At 38.7% G+C, this 18073-nt stretch carries 14 protein-coding genes; 8 read left to right on the forward strand and 6 right to left on the reverse strand.

The window, feature by feature from the left end:
* Positions 1–38 precede the first annotated feature (38 nt).
* Positions 39–842, reverse strand: a complete 804-nt coding sequence (locus tag HMPREF9703_RS02865; RefSeq protein WP_004635442.1) for a PrsW family glutamic-type intramembrane protease — start codon at positions 840–842, stop codon at positions 39–41.
* 336 nt (positions 843–1178) lie between these two features.
* On the opposite strand from HMPREF9703_RS02865, the gene HMPREF9703_RS02870 reads away from it, so the two are divergent.
* Together HMPREF9703_RS02870 and HMPREF9703_RS02875 are read left to right on the forward strand one after the other, a co-directional pair.
* Complete coding sequence (locus HMPREF9703_RS02870; RefSeq protein WP_050815188.1) at positions 1179–2111, forward strand: metal ABC transporter solute-binding protein, Zn/Mn family; 933 nt, start codon at positions 1179–1181, stop codon at positions 2109–2111.
* Between the two features lie 3 nt (positions 2112–2114).
* Positions 2115–5144 (forward strand): pneumococcal-type histidine triad protein, encoded by a 3030-nt coding sequence (locus HMPREF9703_RS02875; RefSeq protein ID WP_004635446.1) that lies wholly within the window; start codon positions 2115–2117, stop codon positions 5142–5144.
* A 183-nt stretch (positions 5145–5327) separates the two neighbouring features.
* Here the strand turns inward: HMPREF9703_RS02875 and HMPREF9703_RS02880 are convergent, their stop codons facing one another.
* Complete coding sequence (locus tag HMPREF9703_RS02880) at positions 5328–6206, reverse strand: helix-turn-helix domain-containing protein (RefSeq protein WP_081476617.1); 879 nt, start codon at positions 6204–6206, stop codon at positions 5328–5330.
* Between the two features lie 195 nt (positions 6207–6401).
* Here HMPREF9703_RS02880 and HMPREF9703_RS02885 point away from each other — a divergent pair, with 195 nt between their 5' ends.
* The 4 genes from HMPREF9703_RS02885 to HMPREF9703_RS02900 all read left to right on the forward strand — a co-directional run bounded on the left by HMPREF9703_RS02885 (position 6402) and on the right by HMPREF9703_RS02900 (position 10262).
* Positions 6402–8027, forward strand: a complete 1626-nt coding sequence (locus HMPREF9703_RS02885) for an ATP-binding cassette domain-containing protein (RefSeq protein ID WP_004635450.1) — start codon at positions 6402–6404, stop codon at positions 8025–8027.
* Positions 8017–8349: a hypothetical protein gene (locus HMPREF9703_RS02890; RefSeq protein WP_004635451.1), complete on the forward strand. Its 333-nt coding sequence runs from the start codon at positions 8017–8019 to the stop codon at positions 8347–8349. Before HMPREF9703_RS02885 ends, HMPREF9703_RS02890 begins: the two co-directional genes overlap by 11 nt.
* A 489-nt stretch (positions 8350–8838) precedes the next feature.
* Positions 8839–9576: a hypothetical protein gene (locus tag HMPREF9703_RS02895; protein ID WP_004635454.1), complete on the forward strand. Its 738-nt coding sequence runs from the start codon at positions 8839–8841 to the stop codon at positions 9574–9576.
* A gap of 11 nt (positions 9577–9587) precedes the next feature.
* The gene (locus tag HMPREF9703_RS02900; protein ID WP_004635457.1) at positions 9588–10262 is read left to right on the forward strand and encodes an AAA family ATPase; all 675 of its coding nucleotides are present in this window, start codon (positions 9588–9590) and stop codon (positions 10260–10262) included.
* Positions 10263–10653: 391 nt separating this feature from the next.
* On the opposite strand, the gene HMPREF9703_RS02905 is transcribed toward HMPREF9703_RS02900, so the two are convergent.
* Genes HMPREF9703_RS02905 through HMPREF9703_RS02920 form a run of 4 tightly spaced genes read right to left on the reverse strand, consistent with a single transcriptional unit; the run spans position 10654 to position 14237 of the window.
* Positions 10654–11508 carry a metal ABC transporter permease gene (locus HMPREF9703_RS02905; protein ID WP_004635458.1) on the reverse strand — a complete coding sequence of 285 codons (855 nt, stop codon included), beginning with the start codon at positions 11506–11508 and terminating at the stop codon, positions 10654–10656.
* Positions 11505–12422 (reverse strand): metal ABC transporter permease, encoded by a 918-nt coding sequence (locus tag HMPREF9703_RS02910; RefSeq protein WP_004635459.1) that lies wholly within the window; start codon positions 12420–12422, stop codon positions 11505–11507. Before HMPREF9703_RS02910 ends, HMPREF9703_RS02905 begins: the two co-directional genes overlap by 4 nt.
* Positions 12415–13200: a metal ABC transporter ATP-binding protein gene (locus tag HMPREF9703_RS02915; RefSeq protein WP_004635461.1), complete on the reverse strand. Its 786-nt coding sequence runs from the start codon at positions 13198–13200 to the stop codon at positions 12415–12417. The genes HMPREF9703_RS02910 and HMPREF9703_RS02915 overlap by 8 nt, the downstream gene beginning before the upstream one ends.
* Before the next feature lie 14 nt (positions 13201–13214).
* Positions 13215–14237, reverse strand: coding sequence for a metal ABC transporter solute-binding protein, Zn/Mn family (locus HMPREF9703_RS02920; RefSeq protein ID WP_004635463.1), 1023 nt, complete (start codon positions 14235–14237; stop codon positions 13215–13217).
* A gap of 377 nt (positions 14238–14614) precedes the next feature.
* On the opposite strand from HMPREF9703_RS02920, the gene mnmE reads away from it, so the two are divergent.
* Together mnmE and mnmG are read left to right on the forward strand one after the other, a co-directional pair.
* Positions 14615–16003 carry a tRNA uridine-5-carboxymethylaminomethyl(34) synthesis GTPase MnmE gene (mnmE, locus tag HMPREF9703_RS02925; RefSeq protein WP_004635465.1) on the forward strand — a complete coding sequence of 463 codons (1389 nt, stop codon included), beginning with the start codon at positions 14615–14617 and terminating at the stop codon, positions 16001–16003.
* Positions 16004–16156: 153 nt separating this feature from the next.
* A complete protein-coding gene (gene mnmG / locus HMPREF9703_RS02930) occupies positions 16157–18043 on the forward strand; it encodes a tRNA uridine-5-carboxymethylaminomethyl(34) synthesis enzyme MnmG (protein WP_004635468.1) in 1887 nt (628 codons plus the stop codon).
* Positions 18044–18073: the final 30 nt, after the last annotated feature.

Consider the following 18073-nt stretch of genomic DNA (forward strand, 5'->3'; position numbering starts at 1 on the left):
TTTAATATGTTGATTTGAATGCGTTAGGAGTAGCTGATTCATTTATCGAATGGGTTGGCTAGGATAACATGTTGATAAACATGACAGCCTAAATACAGCGTGATGGCCGAGAGTGTGGCACTAATAGGTGAGAAGATAGATTGGCTGACGTTAAATGGTGAGTTCCAGAAAAAGTGAAGTGCGATGGGAGCTAGCACATAGATATAAGGTAAAATACTTTTGGGCTTAAAGTGCGTTTGGATTAGCCACATGATACCGACGACAACGATAGATGTGTAGAGCCAATGTGATGCTAGAGCACCTGATAAGCGATTGATTAATTCTGGATACGTGTTATTGACATCCAAGTAACTCTCACCGGCAATATAGTACATATCCTCAGCTAACTGAAAGCCTAGTCCACTAGCTGCGCCGACTAACATGGCTGCCGACAACCGTTTTTCTTTCAATAGAAAAAGAACCCAAATGCCCGTACTAGCTTTTAAAAATTCTTCGGCAAATGGAGCACTGAATGTATCAATCCAGGCTTGATAGATATCAGCTGATAGTATCTGCTGTAGTTGGCCATCTACCCATGTATTGACTTCCATACTTAATGGGGCAGCGATGGACCACCCAACAAATAATGCCAATAGAATGAATGGAAAAGAAACACTCAGCTTTCGACTGAGATAAAATAAAATAATCAAAATAGGGATTAGATACAAAAGCGTCCCGCTCATCCCTAAAAATAGATGTAAATGTCGTTCAGCGGTTAAATCTTCAAAATAATAAGAGAGAAGTTGGATTTCCATTCCCCAAGATAATAGAAGAAGGAATATAAATAATGATAATTGTTTCATTATATAAGCTCATTTCTGTTTAGTGTATATCTATTGTATCAAGATTTCGGCATTAAAGTTTGATCATTTTTAGGGGAAAATGTGAGTTTTATGTTGAAATAGCGCAACTTTCAACTCATGAGATGCCATAGTACATGAATAGAGAACAGCACTACTTTTAAAGTAGGCTAAAAAATTTGGATTTCTTTCAATTTCCTCTTGAAGTGTCCAGTAAGGTCTGTTACAATATAAAACGTAACAATTACGGATAGGAAACCAAATTAAGTGTTATATTTTATTTTTTACATATATAATCGTAATAATTACGATTATAAGACAGTGGGAAGGAATGATGTTGTGAGCGGAGTAAGAAAGCGAGCTTGGTTAGCAGGTTTAGCAACTGTGGGATTATGCTTAGGTGCATGTAGTAACGAGGCAACTAGTCAGCCAGCAGCTGATAGTCAAGGAGCAGGGTTGGACGTGGTAACGAGTTTTTATCCAACGTATGCTATTACTAAGGAAGTATCAGGCGACTTGAATGATGTGCGAATGATTAACTCAGGAGCTGGAATTCATGGGTTCGAACCATCTGCTGAAGATGTCGCAGCAATTGCTGATAGTGATATCTTCGTTTACTATTCAGGAATACTTGAAAGTTGGGCAGGTCGCTTAGAAGATGCAGTTGAAACAGATGTTCGGAAAGTGGAGGCAAGTAGTACCCAAGAATTAATTGCTGTCGAAGGGTTGGAAGAATTTGATGATGCCAGTGCGAAGGATCCACATTCTTGGTTAGATCCATTGATGGCAGCTGAATCTGCTCGATATATTGCAGATGAATTGTCAGAAGTAGATCCAGAACAGGCAGATTACTATAAACAAAATGCAGCTGACTTTGCGGAAACAGCCCAAGCCTTGGTTGATGAGTACGAGCCAAAGTTCAAAGAATTAGAGCATAAGACATTCGTGACACAACATACAGCCTTTTCTTACTTAGCGGAGCGATTTGGGCTGAAACAGCTTGGTATTGCAGGTATTGATGGGGATGTCGAGCCAAGTCCGAAACAAATGGCTGAAATTAAGGCCTTTATGGAAGAACGTGGCGTGAAGACCATCTTCGTCGAGCCGAATGTGAGCGATAAGACAGCACAGACCTTAGCTGCTGAAACAGGTGCGAAAGTAGAAATGTTGAGCCCCTTGGAGTATGATCCACAAAATACGGATTCTTATTTAGACAACTTGGAAGCCCAACTCGAGACATTATATCAATCATTAAAAGCGGAGGAATCATAAGTTATGGAAAAAACAAATATTAAGAAGATTATCTTAGGATCACTGGCCAGTGCCGTTATCTTCGGTGGGGGCTACTATACTAATCACTTAATAACAGGTGAAACCGATAATAGCTCTGACAGTGGTATTCAGTATATTGAAAGTAGTAAAAGTGCAGGAGCTACAAGTGAAAAAACGCCTGAACAAGTGAGTCATGATGAAGCGATCGATGCTGAACAGATTGTTGTTAAGATTATGGATGATGGTTATGTGACATCGCACGGTGACCACTACCACTTCTTCTCCGGGAAAGTACCTTTTGACGCGATTATTAGTGAAGAACTAGTGATTAAAGATTATGAGCTCAATGAAGATGATATTATTAGCGAGCACCAAGATGGTTACATTGTTAAAGTAAAAGGTGAATACTACCTATACTTAAAAGAACCAGATAAAGCTAAAAATGTTCGTACGAAAGAAGAAATTGCCGAACAGCAAAAAATTACAGGCTTACATGATGGGGAAGGCAAACAATCTGGTGGTGGGAACGATCATGACCATGCACCATTATCACCAGAAGTGAAGAAACAAGTCAGTCAAGCTAAAGCAAGCGGTCGTTATACAACAGATGATGGGTACGTCTTTACAGCCGGTAGTATCGTTCGTGATACCGGTGATGCCTACATTGTTGCCCATGATGATCACTTCCACTATGTACCAAAAGCTCACTTATCAGCGAGTGAATTAGCAGCAGCACGTGCATTCCTTGGTGGTGGCGGAGGATCATCTCACGCACAGTCAGGCCGTCAAAACAACACAACAGGTGGCAATCGCAAACAATCACCAAATTACACACAACAAGGATCTAACCGTCCAAGTGTTAACCCACAACCAGGTCAAAAACCACAAGCGGGTAACCAAAGTCAAGGACACCAACATAACAACGGACAAACAGGCCATTCTAAACGTCCAGACAAAGCACCATCAAGCTCTGACTTGAAAGCACTTGTCCAAAAAGTATTCGATATGGATCCAAGTAAACGTCATAAAGAAGGCGATGGATTGGTCTTTAACCCATTAGAGATAACAGATTATGTGGATGGCTTTGGATTTGTTCAACCGCATGGCGATCACCACCACGTGATTCCAGAAGGTAAACTATCTGATGCGGAAAAAGAAGCTGCCCATGCGGTTGTCAATGCGCGTAAAGCAGGACAGAAGTTACCGAAAATGGCGGATAAACCAAGCAAAGGTCAATCACAGCCACAAAAACCACAAAAGCCAAACAAAGAAGAATCACCAAAACAGCCAGAAAAACCAGCTGAAGACAACAAAGATCAAGAAAAACCAGGTAAAGATTCAAATGCAGTTGATCCGAAGAAAGATCCATTGGCATACTATGAAAGCTTAAAAGCTGAATTAGTTATTAAACCAGCGGACTTACCGTACAACTTGCAGTACTTGACTGAATATGTTGAAGGATTATTCATTATTCCACACCACGATCACTACCACAATATTAGTGTTCAACAAATCATAGGTAATGATAGTGACCGTGAATACTTCTTGAAAGGTCATAGTGCTGAAGATGTCTTGAAGACAGCTAAATACTTGGCTGAAAATCCAGATGCACGACCAAAAGGTAAAGATGGTTGGGGTGACTCAGCCGGTGAAGAACCAGCTGAAGTAGATGAATTAGCAGATGAGAAGAAAATGGATTACTTGGCAGAGAAATATGGCGTCGACCGTAATGATCTTAGCCAATTCCAACGTATTATCAACACAGTAACTATTACAAAAGATGGCGAAAGTATTGATATTAACTTGTCAGACTTAAAAGTTGAAGGCGATAAAGTAACGCCACTTGTTGAATTACCAGAATTTGGTCAGAAACAAGGAGAAAAACCAGCTGATTCAACAGACAACAAAGAACAAGAAAAACCTGCAGATGAAGAATCAAAAGAAAAACCAGGTAAAGAAGAGTCAACGGATGATCATGATGAAAACCACGAATCGACTCCTCAATCTGAACGCAAAGGTAAGCCAAACTCACAAATTGTTTACTCACCGGAAGAAATTGCTAAAGCAAAAGCAGCCGGCAAGTATACAACATCTGATGGATACATCTTTGATGCCAATGATATTGACCGTAAAGCGGGGAATGGGTACATTGTGCCTCATATGGACCACACTCACTACATTCCAATTAAAGACTTATCACCTGCTGAACAAAAAGCAGCTGAAGAAGTATTAAAAGCTCGTGGTGGTGACAAGAAACAAGAGAAGCCAGAAAACTTATCAGCAGACAGTCCAGAAGCAATTTACAACCGATTGAAAGCTGAAAAAGTCATTGAATTGACGAAATTACCATTCTACTTGCGCTTCGTAACGGAGTATGCAGATGGGACGTTCATTATTCCGCACGATGACCACTTCCACAACATTACAGTGAAAGATATTCTTGAGAGTGATAAAGTTTACTTGAAAGGTCATAAACCGGAAGATATCATTAAGACAGCGAAATGGTTGGTGGAAAACCCATCTGAGCAACCAACACCAGGTGAAGATGATTGGTGGCACTCAGAAGGCGCTACGTCAGAAGAGCAGAAAGAACTAACTGATGAGAAGAAAATGCAATACTTGGCGGACAAATACAAGGTAGATCGTCACAATATGTCAGAATTCTTCCGTCTCGGTGAAAAAGTTACGATTACAAAAGACGATGAAAGTATTGAAATTGACTTGGGTGACTTAAAAGTTGAAGGCAACAAAGTAACACCACTTGTTAAATTGCCAGAATTTGGTCAGAAGAAAGCAGAAGACAAAAAAGATGAAAAAGAGAAGCAGGAACCAAAACAGGAACAACAAAAACAGCCAGAGAAACCAGCTGTAAATAACCAAAATACACCTGCTCCTCAACCAAAAGAAGCGGCACAACCAAGTGCTCCACAAACACCAGAAAAACCAGTGGAGGCACCACAACCTGCACCAGAAGAAAAACAACCAGAACAAGCACCACAAGCCCAAGAACCAAAGCAAGAAGAAGCTGAATAAGTATCATTGAATAGTCTTAAGCCCCTACACATAAAATGTAGGGGCTTTTTAGATACAAATAAATTAACGGGAGTAGTGTTCAGTTGGAGGTAGGTCTTTACCATTTCCTAGAGGGGATATGACAATTAGAGTCGTTAAAATGAAAGTTATAGATATTAACTTCAATAATTTATTTATATAAATTTATTCCTTTTTATAATTGTTCAATTCGTTCAGTCGTAATTCTGTTAAGTTTTTGAATTGCTCATTCTGCTTTATGGTAAATAGACTTTTAGCGTGTAGATAGTACTGATGTGCTGATTTGAATTCCTTAATACGTTGAAAGAATAACCCTTTTTGATAATAAAAATCTCCCAATAAGAACAGAGAATTATGTTCAATTAAAAGATCAATTCCTTCATTCAAGCTATTCAATGTCTCTTCTCTATGCTGCAGTTTGTTAGATATCAATGAATAGTTAAATAAAAATTTTGCACGTATTTTAAAATCAATGGTTTCATTATTGGTAAGTTCTATTGTCTGGTAGATTATATTTAGTGCTTCTCCGAATTGCTCATCTAAATAAAACAACCTGACGCGAGCGTTGACAATTTCCAGAGATAACTCCGGTTGTTCTTTTGGAGAAATATCAATTGCTTCCAGCATATCTAGAGCTTTTTGGATATCTTGATATTGATGATAATAAAGTGTAGCGTTGATCCACTGAAAAAATGTTACTTCATAATTACTAGAAGCTCGATTGATTTCTTCTTGATGTTTTTCGATCAGTAATTCTAACGCATGATAATTTCTGTGTTCCAATAACTTTCGGATCTCTGAGATTAGTTGAAAGTTAGTCTTCACTTTAGGAGAGACTAAAGTGTCAGATTCTTGCACGGACTGATTAATTAATTCATTTAACGGCAGTTGTAATCGCTCAGCAATTTTCTCAAGCTTTTGCATGCTAAGTTGATTATCTCCGTTTTCAAGCTTACTAATTAATGGTTGTGCACAGATCCCTTTTGCTAGATCTTGTTGGGTTAGATTTAATTCCTTGCGTCGTCGTTTGATAAGCGTACTAATTGTGTAAACCTCCCGTCATCCTTATTCAAATATAATGATACTATTTATTCAAATAAATTTCAATAAAATAAATAAAATATTCGATTTGTTAGAATATATAGGATATAATATATTTATTCAGAATAATTAATTGGAATATACGCGTATTTCTGGAAATAAATATAGGAGGTTATTTAGTATGGAGGAGTTAGACACTTGAAATCCATTATTAGATTTAGTTCCAAAAAACAATTTATTAATTCAATTATAGGATTGATTATGGCCAGTGTGGAAGGTTTCTTGTTGCCGTTGACTATCCGGATTATTACAGATGGTTTAACAGCTGGGGATTTTAATAGTTTATTAATGGGAACTTTACTGGGCATCGGTGGCTTTATACTATTTGGTTTTGGTGGATATTTTTACCAGATAAGTATGGCTAAACTGATTAAATCATATAATGTAAATGTAAAGACATTAGCATATAAACATTTTTTACAGTATTACAGTGAAGATGGGAAGGAGCGAGGATCTGATAGGTTATCATTTATTCAAAATGATTTAAAGTTGTTAGAAGACAATTATGTGACTTCTTATATGCGCATGATCCAAACTGTTTTATTAGCAAGTGTGGCAATAATTTACGTAGCGGTCACGAATGTTACGTTATCCGCTATCTTTATTGCCTTTGCGTTCATGCCAATGATTTTGCCGAGGTTTACTCAACCGATTATTCAACGAGCCTCTAGAGAGTGGACGAAGCAAAATGAACAGACGACCAAAGAGTTAACAGAAGATATACAAGGCGCACCGTCGATTAAAAGTTACGGTCGTGAGGAAACATTTTTCCGCCGACTAAAGCATCAATTCATACACTCAGAGGATAGCTTAGTTCAGATGACCAAAGCACAAGGCGGATCTAACACCGCTGCATACGTTCTGTCAATGATTGCAAGTATTATTCCGTTATTTATCGGGGGGTTATTTGTCTTGAATGGACATATCGCAGTCGGGGCGCTTATTTCGATTTTTATGGCGAGTGACCGCATTGCCAATCCGCTCACTGTAGCCGTTCAGTGCTACAACAAGCTAGCCACCACCAAAGACATCAGACAGAAATTGACCACAATGGCAGCCGAGACTGATCCTCACTTTCAGCAATACACATACGATCAGTCTATTTTACCAATTCAACTTAATCACGTATCCTTCAGCCACGGAGATACTCAGATTTTTGACAACCTTGATTTAGCTATCACATCCAGCGAAAAGATTTTACTTATGGGACAATCGGGCTCAGGAAAGACAACTTTTCTGAAGATTATCCAAGGATTGCTTCAAGTCGATTCAGGTGAGGTAACTTATGATGGACAGGTCTTGGATAATCAGGCATTAAAACAACATATTAGCTACATTAGACAGAAGCCAATTATCTTTGACGACAGTATTGCGTTCAATATTATGTTGGGAGAAGATTTCTCAGATCAGTCGCTTCAAAAAGCGATTGAGTTGGCGGGGCTGACTGATTTAATTCAAGATAAGGGACTGGATTATGTTGTCGGGGAGCAAGGGAAACACTTATCCGGTGGGCAGAATCAACGGATTGAAATTGCTCGAGCTATTATTCGTCAGCGTCAGGTTCTTATTGCCGATGAGATCACTGCAGCTTTAGATAACCGAACCGCACACAGTATTCACCGAACGTTATTTAACCTACCGCAGACGGTGATTGAAGTGAATCATCATACAACGGCGGAACAGTTGAGTCAGTATGATGCGGTGTATCAATTAGAAGGTAATAGGATGAATCGAGTAGGTGATAGTAAATATAATGAATATTAGTGTATACTTACTTTATGAAGAACATACATTACTGGTTTATATGATAGTTCCATTTATTGGCTATGTGTTTTCATATTTCAATCTAATATTATCTATACCGTCATATTATAAATTTGAGGTAGGTGGATCTAATGCTATGTCTATTGTATTTTTAGCTTTTATAATGTTGTTAGTTTATTTGATTAGAGAGATTGATATTAAATATGTTAATATAATAATGAGAATAAATCCAACTATTCATGCTTTGGTTTTTTTAACAATTGTTTTAGGAGTATTTATATTGTCTATTGTAGTTTCTATTAAATCATTTAATTTTAAATAAATTTTGGAGGGTGAGTTAAATGAATAAAAAAAGAGTATAAGAATTATTAGTGTACTTTTTTCTATTCTTGGAATAGGTTTGGTTATATATTTTTGGGTCATAGAAAAAAGAGAATTGCTTTTTATTGCCATGTTTCCTACAATTCTTGGTGTGATTTTACAGATATATCAAAATAAACTCGAATAGTTCGAACTTGGGTTATAGAGTTTTAGTAGAAACTTTTGATGAAGTTCTATTAAGTGATATCTCTGTAGTTACTGATATTTACATCATTATAATTGTTGGAATTAGAGAAAATGGTATTTGCAGTGTTGGATTAGGAACATCTAGAAATTTATATGATGCCTTTTATAAAAGCATGGGAGAAGCTATGGGGAGTTGTTGGATATAAGGTAAATATTTACCTTTTCCATAAAGTATAGACAAGAACTAAAAAAGAAATGAGCTCCTTAAGACAATTAAGAATCTTAAGGACAAAGGAGTAAGGCAATGAACAAAATAACAACATTGATGAAAATGATATTTAAACACTCGTTAGCTTACAAAATTGTATTTGTATATACATTTGCAGCCCCTATTCTTTACATGTTTTTTGAAATGTGGAATGATCCTGTGAATTATCAAGTAAATACCACAGAAGAGTACATCACTGTGTATGTGCCATATATTGCGTTTATTGTTGTGACTAATATTATCAATAACATATCCATGAAGACGTTAATCTATCGAGAGAGTGGGTTTTATAAAATAATATCCTATGTAGCGAGCAATCAATATATCTTTTATTTATCAATAGCTATTGTTCAATACGCTTTAACAATTATCCAAGTGGTTTTATTTTGGGGAATTGTGGCTATTTTTTTAGGCAATTATAGTTTGTATCACTTGTTGATAGTCCTATCTATTTCAACATTAGTGTTTATCCCCTTAATGAGCGTGTTTGGGTGCATAACAATACTAAAGGTAAAACAAGAAACATTAAGTGTGATGGGAGCCGTTATTTTAGCGTGTATGTTCTTTTTACTGCAATTTGATGGGGATAATTGGTGGCAATTGCTACTACTCGGCCTGAATCCATTGAAGTATGTGCTGATCGTGGGTGAGTTATTTGGCGGGCAAGGCGGAGATATATTTATCATTTCATTAATATCATTTGTTTATCTTGCGGTCGGCTATTATAGCATATATAAATTTAGCATTGATCCGTACGAAAATAGGATAGTTTAGGAGATGAAATAATGAGAATAGAGAATTTGACTTTTTCGTATGATGAGCAACTCATATTTGATCGACTGAATATGACGGTAGAAAAGAATCGATTGAATGTGATTGTTGGACCGAATGGCGCTGGGAAATCGACATTGTTAGATATTATCACAGCGACTGATAATCGGTCTTATTTAGTTGATCGACCAGAATTTTCAGATATTATGTATCAAACGCAAGGCGTCCCATTGCTAAGTTCTCTGACAGGAGAAGATGTTATTGATTTCCTCCTGAATATTGCGCTATCTAAGAAGGAAGCTGCAAAGAAGAAAGAATTCGTCTTAAAGTGGCCAGTGATTCAAAAAATATCTGGTAGAAAAATTGGAGCTATGTCAGGAGGAGAGCGAAAGCTACTTATTACATTTTGTCTGTGCGAAATTAATCGCCTACTTTATGTATTTGACGAGCCAACGAGTGGCGTTGATCCGCATTATACAAGAGAGATGCTTCATCGGTTCGAAGTGCTGGCTCAGGATCATACGGTCATTATGTCAACTCATGATATCGATTCACTGCGAGATATTGACTGCTGGATTCATTTTTTAGCGCATCAACGTATTGTGTTCTCGGGTACATATAATGACTTTATATCGCTGAGTACTAATAGTAGTTATGCAGACATATTTGAGAAAATTTCTGAGTCTTAATTTTGGATTATTTAAACTAGATTGAGATGAAAAAAGACAGCTATAGGTTGTGGAGAGTTCCTTTTGCAACAGGGGGAGTTAGCGCAGAAAGGATATATTCTCATGAAACACTTACTACGGTTTGATTCTAAAAAAATATTAACTACTCGCTGATCAGTTAGTTAAATACATTTTTTTAAGGATGGCGCTTACGTACGCTCTGACTAGATCTTGGTTAAAAGCATTAGCGTTTATTTTAGTTGACTATTTGTGTGTGCTGAAAGTTGCTACATCAATTGTCTATATGTTAGCTCTGCGAAGTTGACGGTATTATAAATTACTAGCATACAAATAGAACACCACAACTTGCTGTTAAAACAGCTTAACTGTGGTGTTCTATTTGTATTTGCTGTTAATTCGATGTTAGTATCCCTTTCTTCGGGGAAAATAAGATAATGAGCAAAGTTGTTAGGCCTGTTACTACGGCAATCATCCCGTTAAAAGTCGTGTCCAATTGGTAAGCCAAGTAGACGCCTATGATACTATTAATAACAGAGATAACAGCACTGCTTAATAAGATACGCTTCAAGTCATTAAATAATAAATAACCAGCTAAGGCTGGCCCCACCATGAAGCCAACTACTAAGACACTTCCAGCTACTTCAAAAGCAGCAACAGCCGTTAAACTCACCATACTCATCAATAAATAGTGAAATACAGTAGGGTTGATCCCAATTGTCTGAGCATATTCTGGATCAAAACTGGTGACCTTTAATTCTTTATAGAAGAGTGTAATAATGCCTAAGTCGATACCTGCAATGATAAGCATCTTCCAAAAAGCTTGTGGACCAAGATCTTGTCCCAATAATACGAGACGGTGGAAGGGTGTAAAACCAATCTCACCCGTTAGGACAATATCGACATCAAGATGGACATGACTTGCATATAAGTTAATTAAGATAATCGCAATACTGAATAAGAAAGGAAAGACAACCCCAATAGAAGCATCTAAGGACAATAACTTTGTGCGGTTCAATGCTTCTATTAACCAGACTGTGATTAAACCGACAACAGTAGCACCGATTAATAAGAAGGGGGAACTTAAGTCTTGAACAATGAAAAAGGCAATAACAATCCCTAGTAATACGGTATGGGTTACGGCATCACTGACCATTGTTGTGCCTCGAAGGACTAAAAAGACACCGGGTAAACTACAAGCGATAGAGGTTATCATCGCTACAATCAGAATATTTAATAGTAAGTTCATGCTTGTTCCTCCCGTGCTTGTTGAAGTAGTTGTTGTCGTTTTTTCTTCAGTCGTCGTTTGCGAGCAAAGATACCTCGGTTCGGTGCGAATAGTAAGCTAATGAGCACGATGAGACTAATCCATATGACGATAGTGGGCCCCGTTGGAATATTACGATTCATCGAACTTACAAACGTGCCTAGAACAGCAGATACTGTACCAAAGAGTCCCGCTAAAATCATAACTATATGAAGTTGATTCGACCATTGACGCGCCGCGATAGACGGGCCAATTAGAAGGGCACTAATTAAAACCACCCCAACTGATTCCAGTCCAATCATAATGGTGAGGACCGTAATAGCAGACAACATAAATTCAATTCGCTTAGGGTGGGTATAGATCGTGCGAGCAAATACCGGATCGAAGGTTTGTAACTTAAATGGTTGCCAAAATAATAGAATAATTGCGAAGATAAGCAGACTAATAATCGTAATTAATCGTACATCACTGCGTAACATCGCACTGGCTTGCCCAAAAATAAAATTAGAGAGACCCGCTTGGCTGGCATTCCCATGACGTTGGATATAAGTCAGTAAGACCAATCCCAACCCAAAAAATGAGGTGAGTATAAGCGATAAGGCACTGTCGAATTTGACCACTGATTTATGCTGGATAAATTTGATCAAACTAGTTGCCAGCACACCAACAATACTCGCTCCTAATAGTAGACCGAGTGAGTTTTTGTACCCCATTATCATAAAAGCTAAGCCAATCCCCGGTAAGGCAGCATGGCTTAGCGCATCTCCGAGCAAGCTTTCTTTGCGTAGAGTAATATATGTGCCGACAACACCACTAACTAACCCTAATAAACCTGTCCCTAATGCAACAATTTGAAAGGTATGATCACCTAGTAAATGATGGATGTTTTCAATCATTTGAGGACACTTCCTTTCGTGAGGTTCCTTGGTTAGGTAAATCAGGCATTTTTTGATACGTATTAGCAATGTTTTCATCGGTAAATGTAGTAGCAACTGGTCCGTAAGCAATAACTTCTTTGTTCAAGAAGACAACATGATCGAAGTATTCAGCAACAGTTTGCAAGTCGTGGTGAACGACGAGCAAGGTTTTGTTCTGGGCAGCGAGCTCTTTCAAAATCTTCATAATAATTTTTTCAGTCGTGACATCGACTCCAGCTAATGGTTCATCTAAGATGTAAATTTCGGGTTCTTCTGCCAACGCCCGTGCCAAGAAAACACGTTGCTTCTGCCCCCCTGAGAGTTCGCTAATTTGACGGTCGCTAAAGTCAGTCATACCAACTTTTTCCAGCATGGTTTGGGCAATTTGTCGATCTTTTTTGGTTGTTCGGTGCAGGAGTCCTGCTTTGCCGTAGCGTCCCATCATTACAATGTCGAAAACAGTTGCTGGGAAATCCCAGTCAACTGTTCGATTTTGTGGCACGTAGGCAATTTGTTTCTTTATGTGTTTGTATGAGTTTTTATTAGGAGAGTTAACATGAAAGGTAACGGTTCCGCTGAGCGGTTCCAGAAAATTTAACATTGATTTGAGAAGTGTTGATTTTCCGGCCCCGTTCGGACCAATAATGGACGTAACCTTACTACGTTCAAACTGCACATTAACATTCCACAAAACGGGTTCTGTGCCATACGCAACGGTTAAATTCGTGACGTCAATGGCTACCTTCGACTGATTCATAGATTATCATCCTTTTATTTTAATGCATCCACAATAGTGTCAACGTTTGCTTTGTACATACCAATGTACGTATCCGCATCTTCAGCAGCTTCACCCAATGCATCTGAGTAAAGTTCGCCACCTTTAGAAATTTCGTGCCCACGAGATTCAACGGCTTCAATTAGGGCTTCGATATTTCGTGAAGAGACTGAACTTTCGACGAAAACAGCTTTTATGTTATTTTCAACGATTAAGTCTGCTACGTCACTAATATCACCAGTTCCAGCTTCTGTGTTTGTATTAAGACCTTGAACACCAACCACTTCGAAACCAAATTCTTCGCCGAAGTATTGGAATGCATCGTGAGCGGTCACTAAGTAACGTGACTGTTCTGGAATTTCTTCAATGCGTCCTTCTGCGTATGCTTTCAATTCATCTAATTCTTGGATGTAGTTTTCAGCATTTGCTGTGTATTCATCCGCGTGATCAGGGTCAGCTTCACTTAATTGTTCAGCAACGTAATCAGCTGCTTTTTTCCAGTTTTCGATACTGAACCAGATGTGTGGATCGTGTTCTAAGTCATCTTCTTCTTCTTCTGAAGCAAGCACATCTGATGTGTCTAAAGCGCCTTCCATGTTTAGGACGTGTGTGTTTGTTTCGTCCAAACTTTCAAATAATGAAGTGAATTGTTGTTCTAGGTGGAACCCATTGTAAGCAACAATCTCAGCATTGCTTAAGGCTTGTGTATCAGAACTTGATGGTTGATATTCATGTGGGTCAACACCTGGTCCCATTAATTGAGTAACTGTTACATGGTCGCCCCCGATTTGTGTTACAAGGTCAGCTACTTGCGTGGTTGTTGCCACGACTTCTTTTTTGCCAGTAGATTCTGTGTCGTCAGCTTGGCTAGTTTCCTCCTTGGTTTCAGTTGTCTCGGTTGTTGTTGGCTCACTTGTGTCGCTTGAGTCAGCACCTTGGTCAGCTTCATTAGCGCCACCACCTTGTGAACATGCTGCTAATAATAGCGTTGTACTTGCTAAAGTTAATAATTTTTTCATATTAAACGCCTTTCTATATTTGTAAAAGTCTATCTTTAGTATACCTTAAAAATATAAAAAGTCAAGGCTAAAGCACAAATTAATTTAATTTTTTTAGAATGAAAAGAATCGCCGTAAATGATGTGATTAAATGGTAGGGATATTTTTTTGGTTCTAGTAAGTTATCTTAGATTAAACACTTGCACTTTCGGGAGATGTTTTGTAAAATATAGCTAATCATACTTAAATAAGTAGACGTAGTGAAAGTACGTCCTGTCAATCGTGTGCCAACAGTTATCTCAGTTGGTGAATTCATTGATAGGGAGTGCTTTTTTTAGTGGATAGATGAATAATACGGAGAAAATAAAGTAAATAGTCAAGAAAGAGAGGAATAAGCAATGGGGATGGATTTTGATACGATTGCCGCGATTTCGACGCCACCTGGTGAAGGCGGGATTGGTATTGTGCGCATCAGTGGTGATGAAGCGATTGAGATTGCCGATAAATTATATAGTATGGGTAAAAAATCATTAGCAGATCAAGATACTCACACCATTCATTATGGAAAAGTTGTTAATCCTAAAACCGGAGATATTGTGGATGAAGTGATGGTCAGTGTGATGCGAGCACCCAAGACTTACACACGTGAAGATGTTGTTGAGATTAATAGTCACGGTGGGATTCTAGTCGTGAATAAAGTCTTGCAAGTTGTCTTAAATAATGGAGCACGATTAGCGGAACCAGGAGAGTTTACGAAGCGAGCTTTCTTAAATGGACGAATTGATTTGTCGCAGGCAGAAGCAGTCATGGATATGATTCGGGCCAAGACAGATCGGGCTATGCACGTTGCAGTAGACCAGTTGGATGGACAGATGGCGCGATTAATTCGTGATTTGCGGCAGAAGATTTTGGACACGTTGGCGCAAGTAGAAGTCAACATTGACTATCCAGAATACGATGATGTCGAAGAAATGACGAGTCAACTACTGGAAGATAAAGCTCGGGAAGTGAAGGCTGACATTCAGAAGTTGTTAGAGACTGCCCAACAAGGAAAAATATTACGTGAAGGCTTAGCAACAGCTATTATTGGACGACCCAATGTTGGGAAGTCCAGTCTATTAAATACATTACTGCGACAAGATAAAGCGATTGTAACTGATGTGGCAGGGACAACGCGGGATGTCATTGAGGAATATGTTAATGTAAAAGGTGTGCCACTTAAGTTGATTGATACGGCGGGGATTCGTGAAACGGATGATGAAGTGGAGAAAATCGGTGTTGATCGTTCACGTCAAGCGATTCAGCAAGCTGACTTAATTCTACTCGTCTTCAATCAAAGTGAAAAATTAACGGCTGAGGATGAAGCATTGATTGAGGCCACAGAGGGTCAGAATCGAATCATTTTGCTGAATAAGACGGATCTAGACCAACAATTGAATGTAGACAAACTGAGTCAGTTGATAGCTAATGATCCGATAGTAAGTACGTCAATGATGACACAGGCGGGAATGGATGAATTACAAGATAAAATTGCGGAGTTATTCTTCTCGGGACAGACAGGTGAGCGTGATGCCACTTATGTATCTAATACGCGTCATATTGCTCTCCTAGAAGAAGCAGAAGATGCTCTGAGCGAAGTGTTGAACGGCATTGCGCTTGATATGCCAGTTGATCTCGTTCAGATTGATATGAGACGAGCTTGGGATTTGTTAGGTGAAATTACGGGCGATAGCGTTCAAGATGAACTAATTACAAAATTATTCAGCCAATTCTGCTTAGGGAAATAGTCTAAACATTTTATAACTAGTCAAATTCATATAAATTAATCTAAAATTATGGTCTAATTTAGACAATGAACTAGGTTAGAAGTTGTCATGATAGGAATGAACAGTCAAAATCTGTCAAAGAAAAGTCAAAAATCAATTAAAGAGGAGAATCTTATGCAGACATACAATGGAGGAAATTATGATGTTATTGTGGTCGGAGCGGGACATGCGGGTAGTGAGGCTGCCTTAGCATCAGCTCGACTAGGGAAAAAAACATTACTGATAACCATTAATCTCGATATGGTCGCACATATGCCCTGTAATCCATCGTTAGGCGGACCGGCAAAAGGAATTGTTGTGCGTGAGATTGATGCACTAGGCGGTGAAATGGCTCGTAATATTGACAAGACTTATATTCAAATGCGCATGCTTAATACGGCAAAAGGTCCAGCTGTCCGTGCTTTGCGTGCACAAGCGGATAAACATCAATATTCCAATGAAATGAAATTAACCATCGAGCGTCAAGAAAATTTAGACTTAAAGCAAGGAATTGCTGAAGAGTTGATTGTTGAACAAGACGAAGTGAAAGGGATTATTACTAATACTGGGGCAGTATATTATGCACCAGCTGTTATTTTAACTGCGGGGACGAGTTCGCGCGGTCAGATTATTATTGGGGAACTAAAATATTCTTCTGGGCCTAACAATACGCAGGCATCTGTTAAGCTATCCGAGAATTTATTGGACTTAGGATTTGAGCTGGAACGTTTTAAAACAGGAACACCACCGCGAATTAATAAGCGGACAATTAATTATGAGGTAACTGAAATTCAGCCCGGTGATACGCAACCTAACCATTTCAGCTTCGAAACAGCTGATGACGATTACTTAGAGGAGCAAACACCATGTTACTTAACATATACCAATCAAGCTTCTCACGACTTGATTCGAGAAAACTTAGAACGAGCACCGATGTTTACTGGGATTGTTGAAGGGGTTGGTGCGCGCTATTGTCCATCGATTGAAGATAAAGTAGTTCGTTTCTCGGACAAGCCACGGCATCAAATTTTTCTAGAACCAGAAGGCTTGCAGACAGATGAGATCTACGTCCAAGGCTTGTCATCGTCATTGCCGGAAGATGTGCAATTAGGAGTGTTGCGTACGATTGAAGGGTTAGAGCAGGCAGAGATGATGCGGACAGGTTACGCGATTGAATACGATGTGGTTACGCCGCATCAGTTAAAACCTTCACTGGAGACAAAATTAATTCGAGGCTTATATACGGCCGGGCAGATGAACGGAACAAGTGGATATGAAGAAGCAGCAGGCCAAGGACTAGTTGCCGGGATCAATGCAGCTCGTCAACTAGACAACTTGGAACCGATTGTGATGAAACGTGATGAGAGTTATATTGCGGTCATGATCGATGATTTGGTAACGAAAGGAACGAATGAACCTTATCGTCTATTGACATCACGGGCAGAATATCGCTTATTACTGAGACATGATAATGCAGATTTTCGCTTGACGGAGCTGGGGCATGAGATTGGATTAGTTTCTGATGACCGCTTGGAAGCTTTTCGCCAAAAACAAGCTCGCGTACAAGCGGAGTTAGAGCGTCTAAAAGATGTGACATTAACACCGGCAGATAATGAGTTTTTGGAGGCACTTGGTACGTCGTCATTGAAGGATGGACGAACTGCTTACGAGCTCTTAAAGCGACCAGAAGTAGATTATGATGAATTGCTAGAAAAAATACCTCCACAAGAGCCACTGACCCGTTATGAGAAAGAACAAGTAGCTATTTATATTAAGTATGAAGGCTATATCGAAAAAGCTTATCGCAAAGCGGAAAAAATCAAAAAAATGGAAGCTAAGAAAATTCCAGAAGCGATTGATTATACCCAAATCAACGGAATTGCTACCGAAGCGATTGAAAAATTAGATAAAATTCGACCGCAAACGATTGCCCAAGCAAGCCGGATCAGTGGAGTTAATCCATCAGATATCTCAATCTTAAGTGTGTATATTGAACAAGGGAAAATCGACAAAGTAGACTAATAAGAAAGCCCGTAATGATTGCTGATTAGC

The organism is Dolosigranulum pigrum ATCC 51524, assembly GCF_000245815.1.
Classification (GTDB): Bacteria; Bacillota; Bacilli; order Lactobacillales; family Carnobacteriaceae_A; genus Dolosigranulum; species Dolosigranulum pigrum.

Bases quoted from the DNA above. Each gene is read 5' to 3' on its own strand.
- HMPREF9703_RS02865 (WP_004635442.1), bottom strand. From the start codon at position 842: ATGAAACAATTATCATTATTTATATTCCTTCTTCTATTATCTTGGGGA.
- HMPREF9703_RS02875 (WP_004635446.1), top strand. From the start codon at position 2,115: ATGGAAAAAACAAATATTAAGAAGATTATCTTAGGATCACTGGCCAGT.
- HMPREF9703_RS02890 (WP_004635451.1), top strand. From the start codon at position 8,017: ATGAATATTAGTGTATACTTACTTTATGAAGAACATACATTACTGGTT.
- HMPREF9703_RS02895 (WP_004635454.1), top strand. From the start codon at position 8,839: ATGAACAAAATAACAACATTGATGAAAATGATATTTAAACACTCGTTA.
- HMPREF9703_RS02900 (WP_004635457.1), top strand. From the start codon at position 9,588: ATGAGAATAGAGAATTTGACTTTTTCGTATGATGAGCAACTCATATTT.
- HMPREF9703_RS02905 (WP_004635458.1), bottom strand. From the start codon at position 11,508: ATGAACTTACTATTAAATATTCTGATTGTAGCGATGATAACCTCTATC.
- HMPREF9703_RS02910 (WP_004635459.1), bottom strand. From the start codon at position 12,422: ATGATTGAAAACATCCATCATTTACTAGGTGATCATACCTTTCAAATT.
- HMPREF9703_RS02915 (WP_004635461.1), bottom strand. From the start codon at position 13,200: ATGAATCAGTCGAAGGTAGCCATTGACGTCACGAATTTAACCGTTGCG.
- HMPREF9703_RS02920 (WP_004635463.1), bottom strand. From the start codon at position 14,237: ATGAAAAAATTATTAACTTTAGCAAGTACAACGCTATTATTAGCAGCA.
- mnmE (WP_004635465.1), top strand. From the start codon at position 14,615: ATGGGGATGGATTTTGATACGATTGCCGCGATTTCGACGCCACCTGGT.
- mnmG (WP_004635468.1), top strand. From the start codon at position 16,157: ATGCAGACATACAATGGAGGAAATTATGATGTTATTGTGGTCGGAGCG.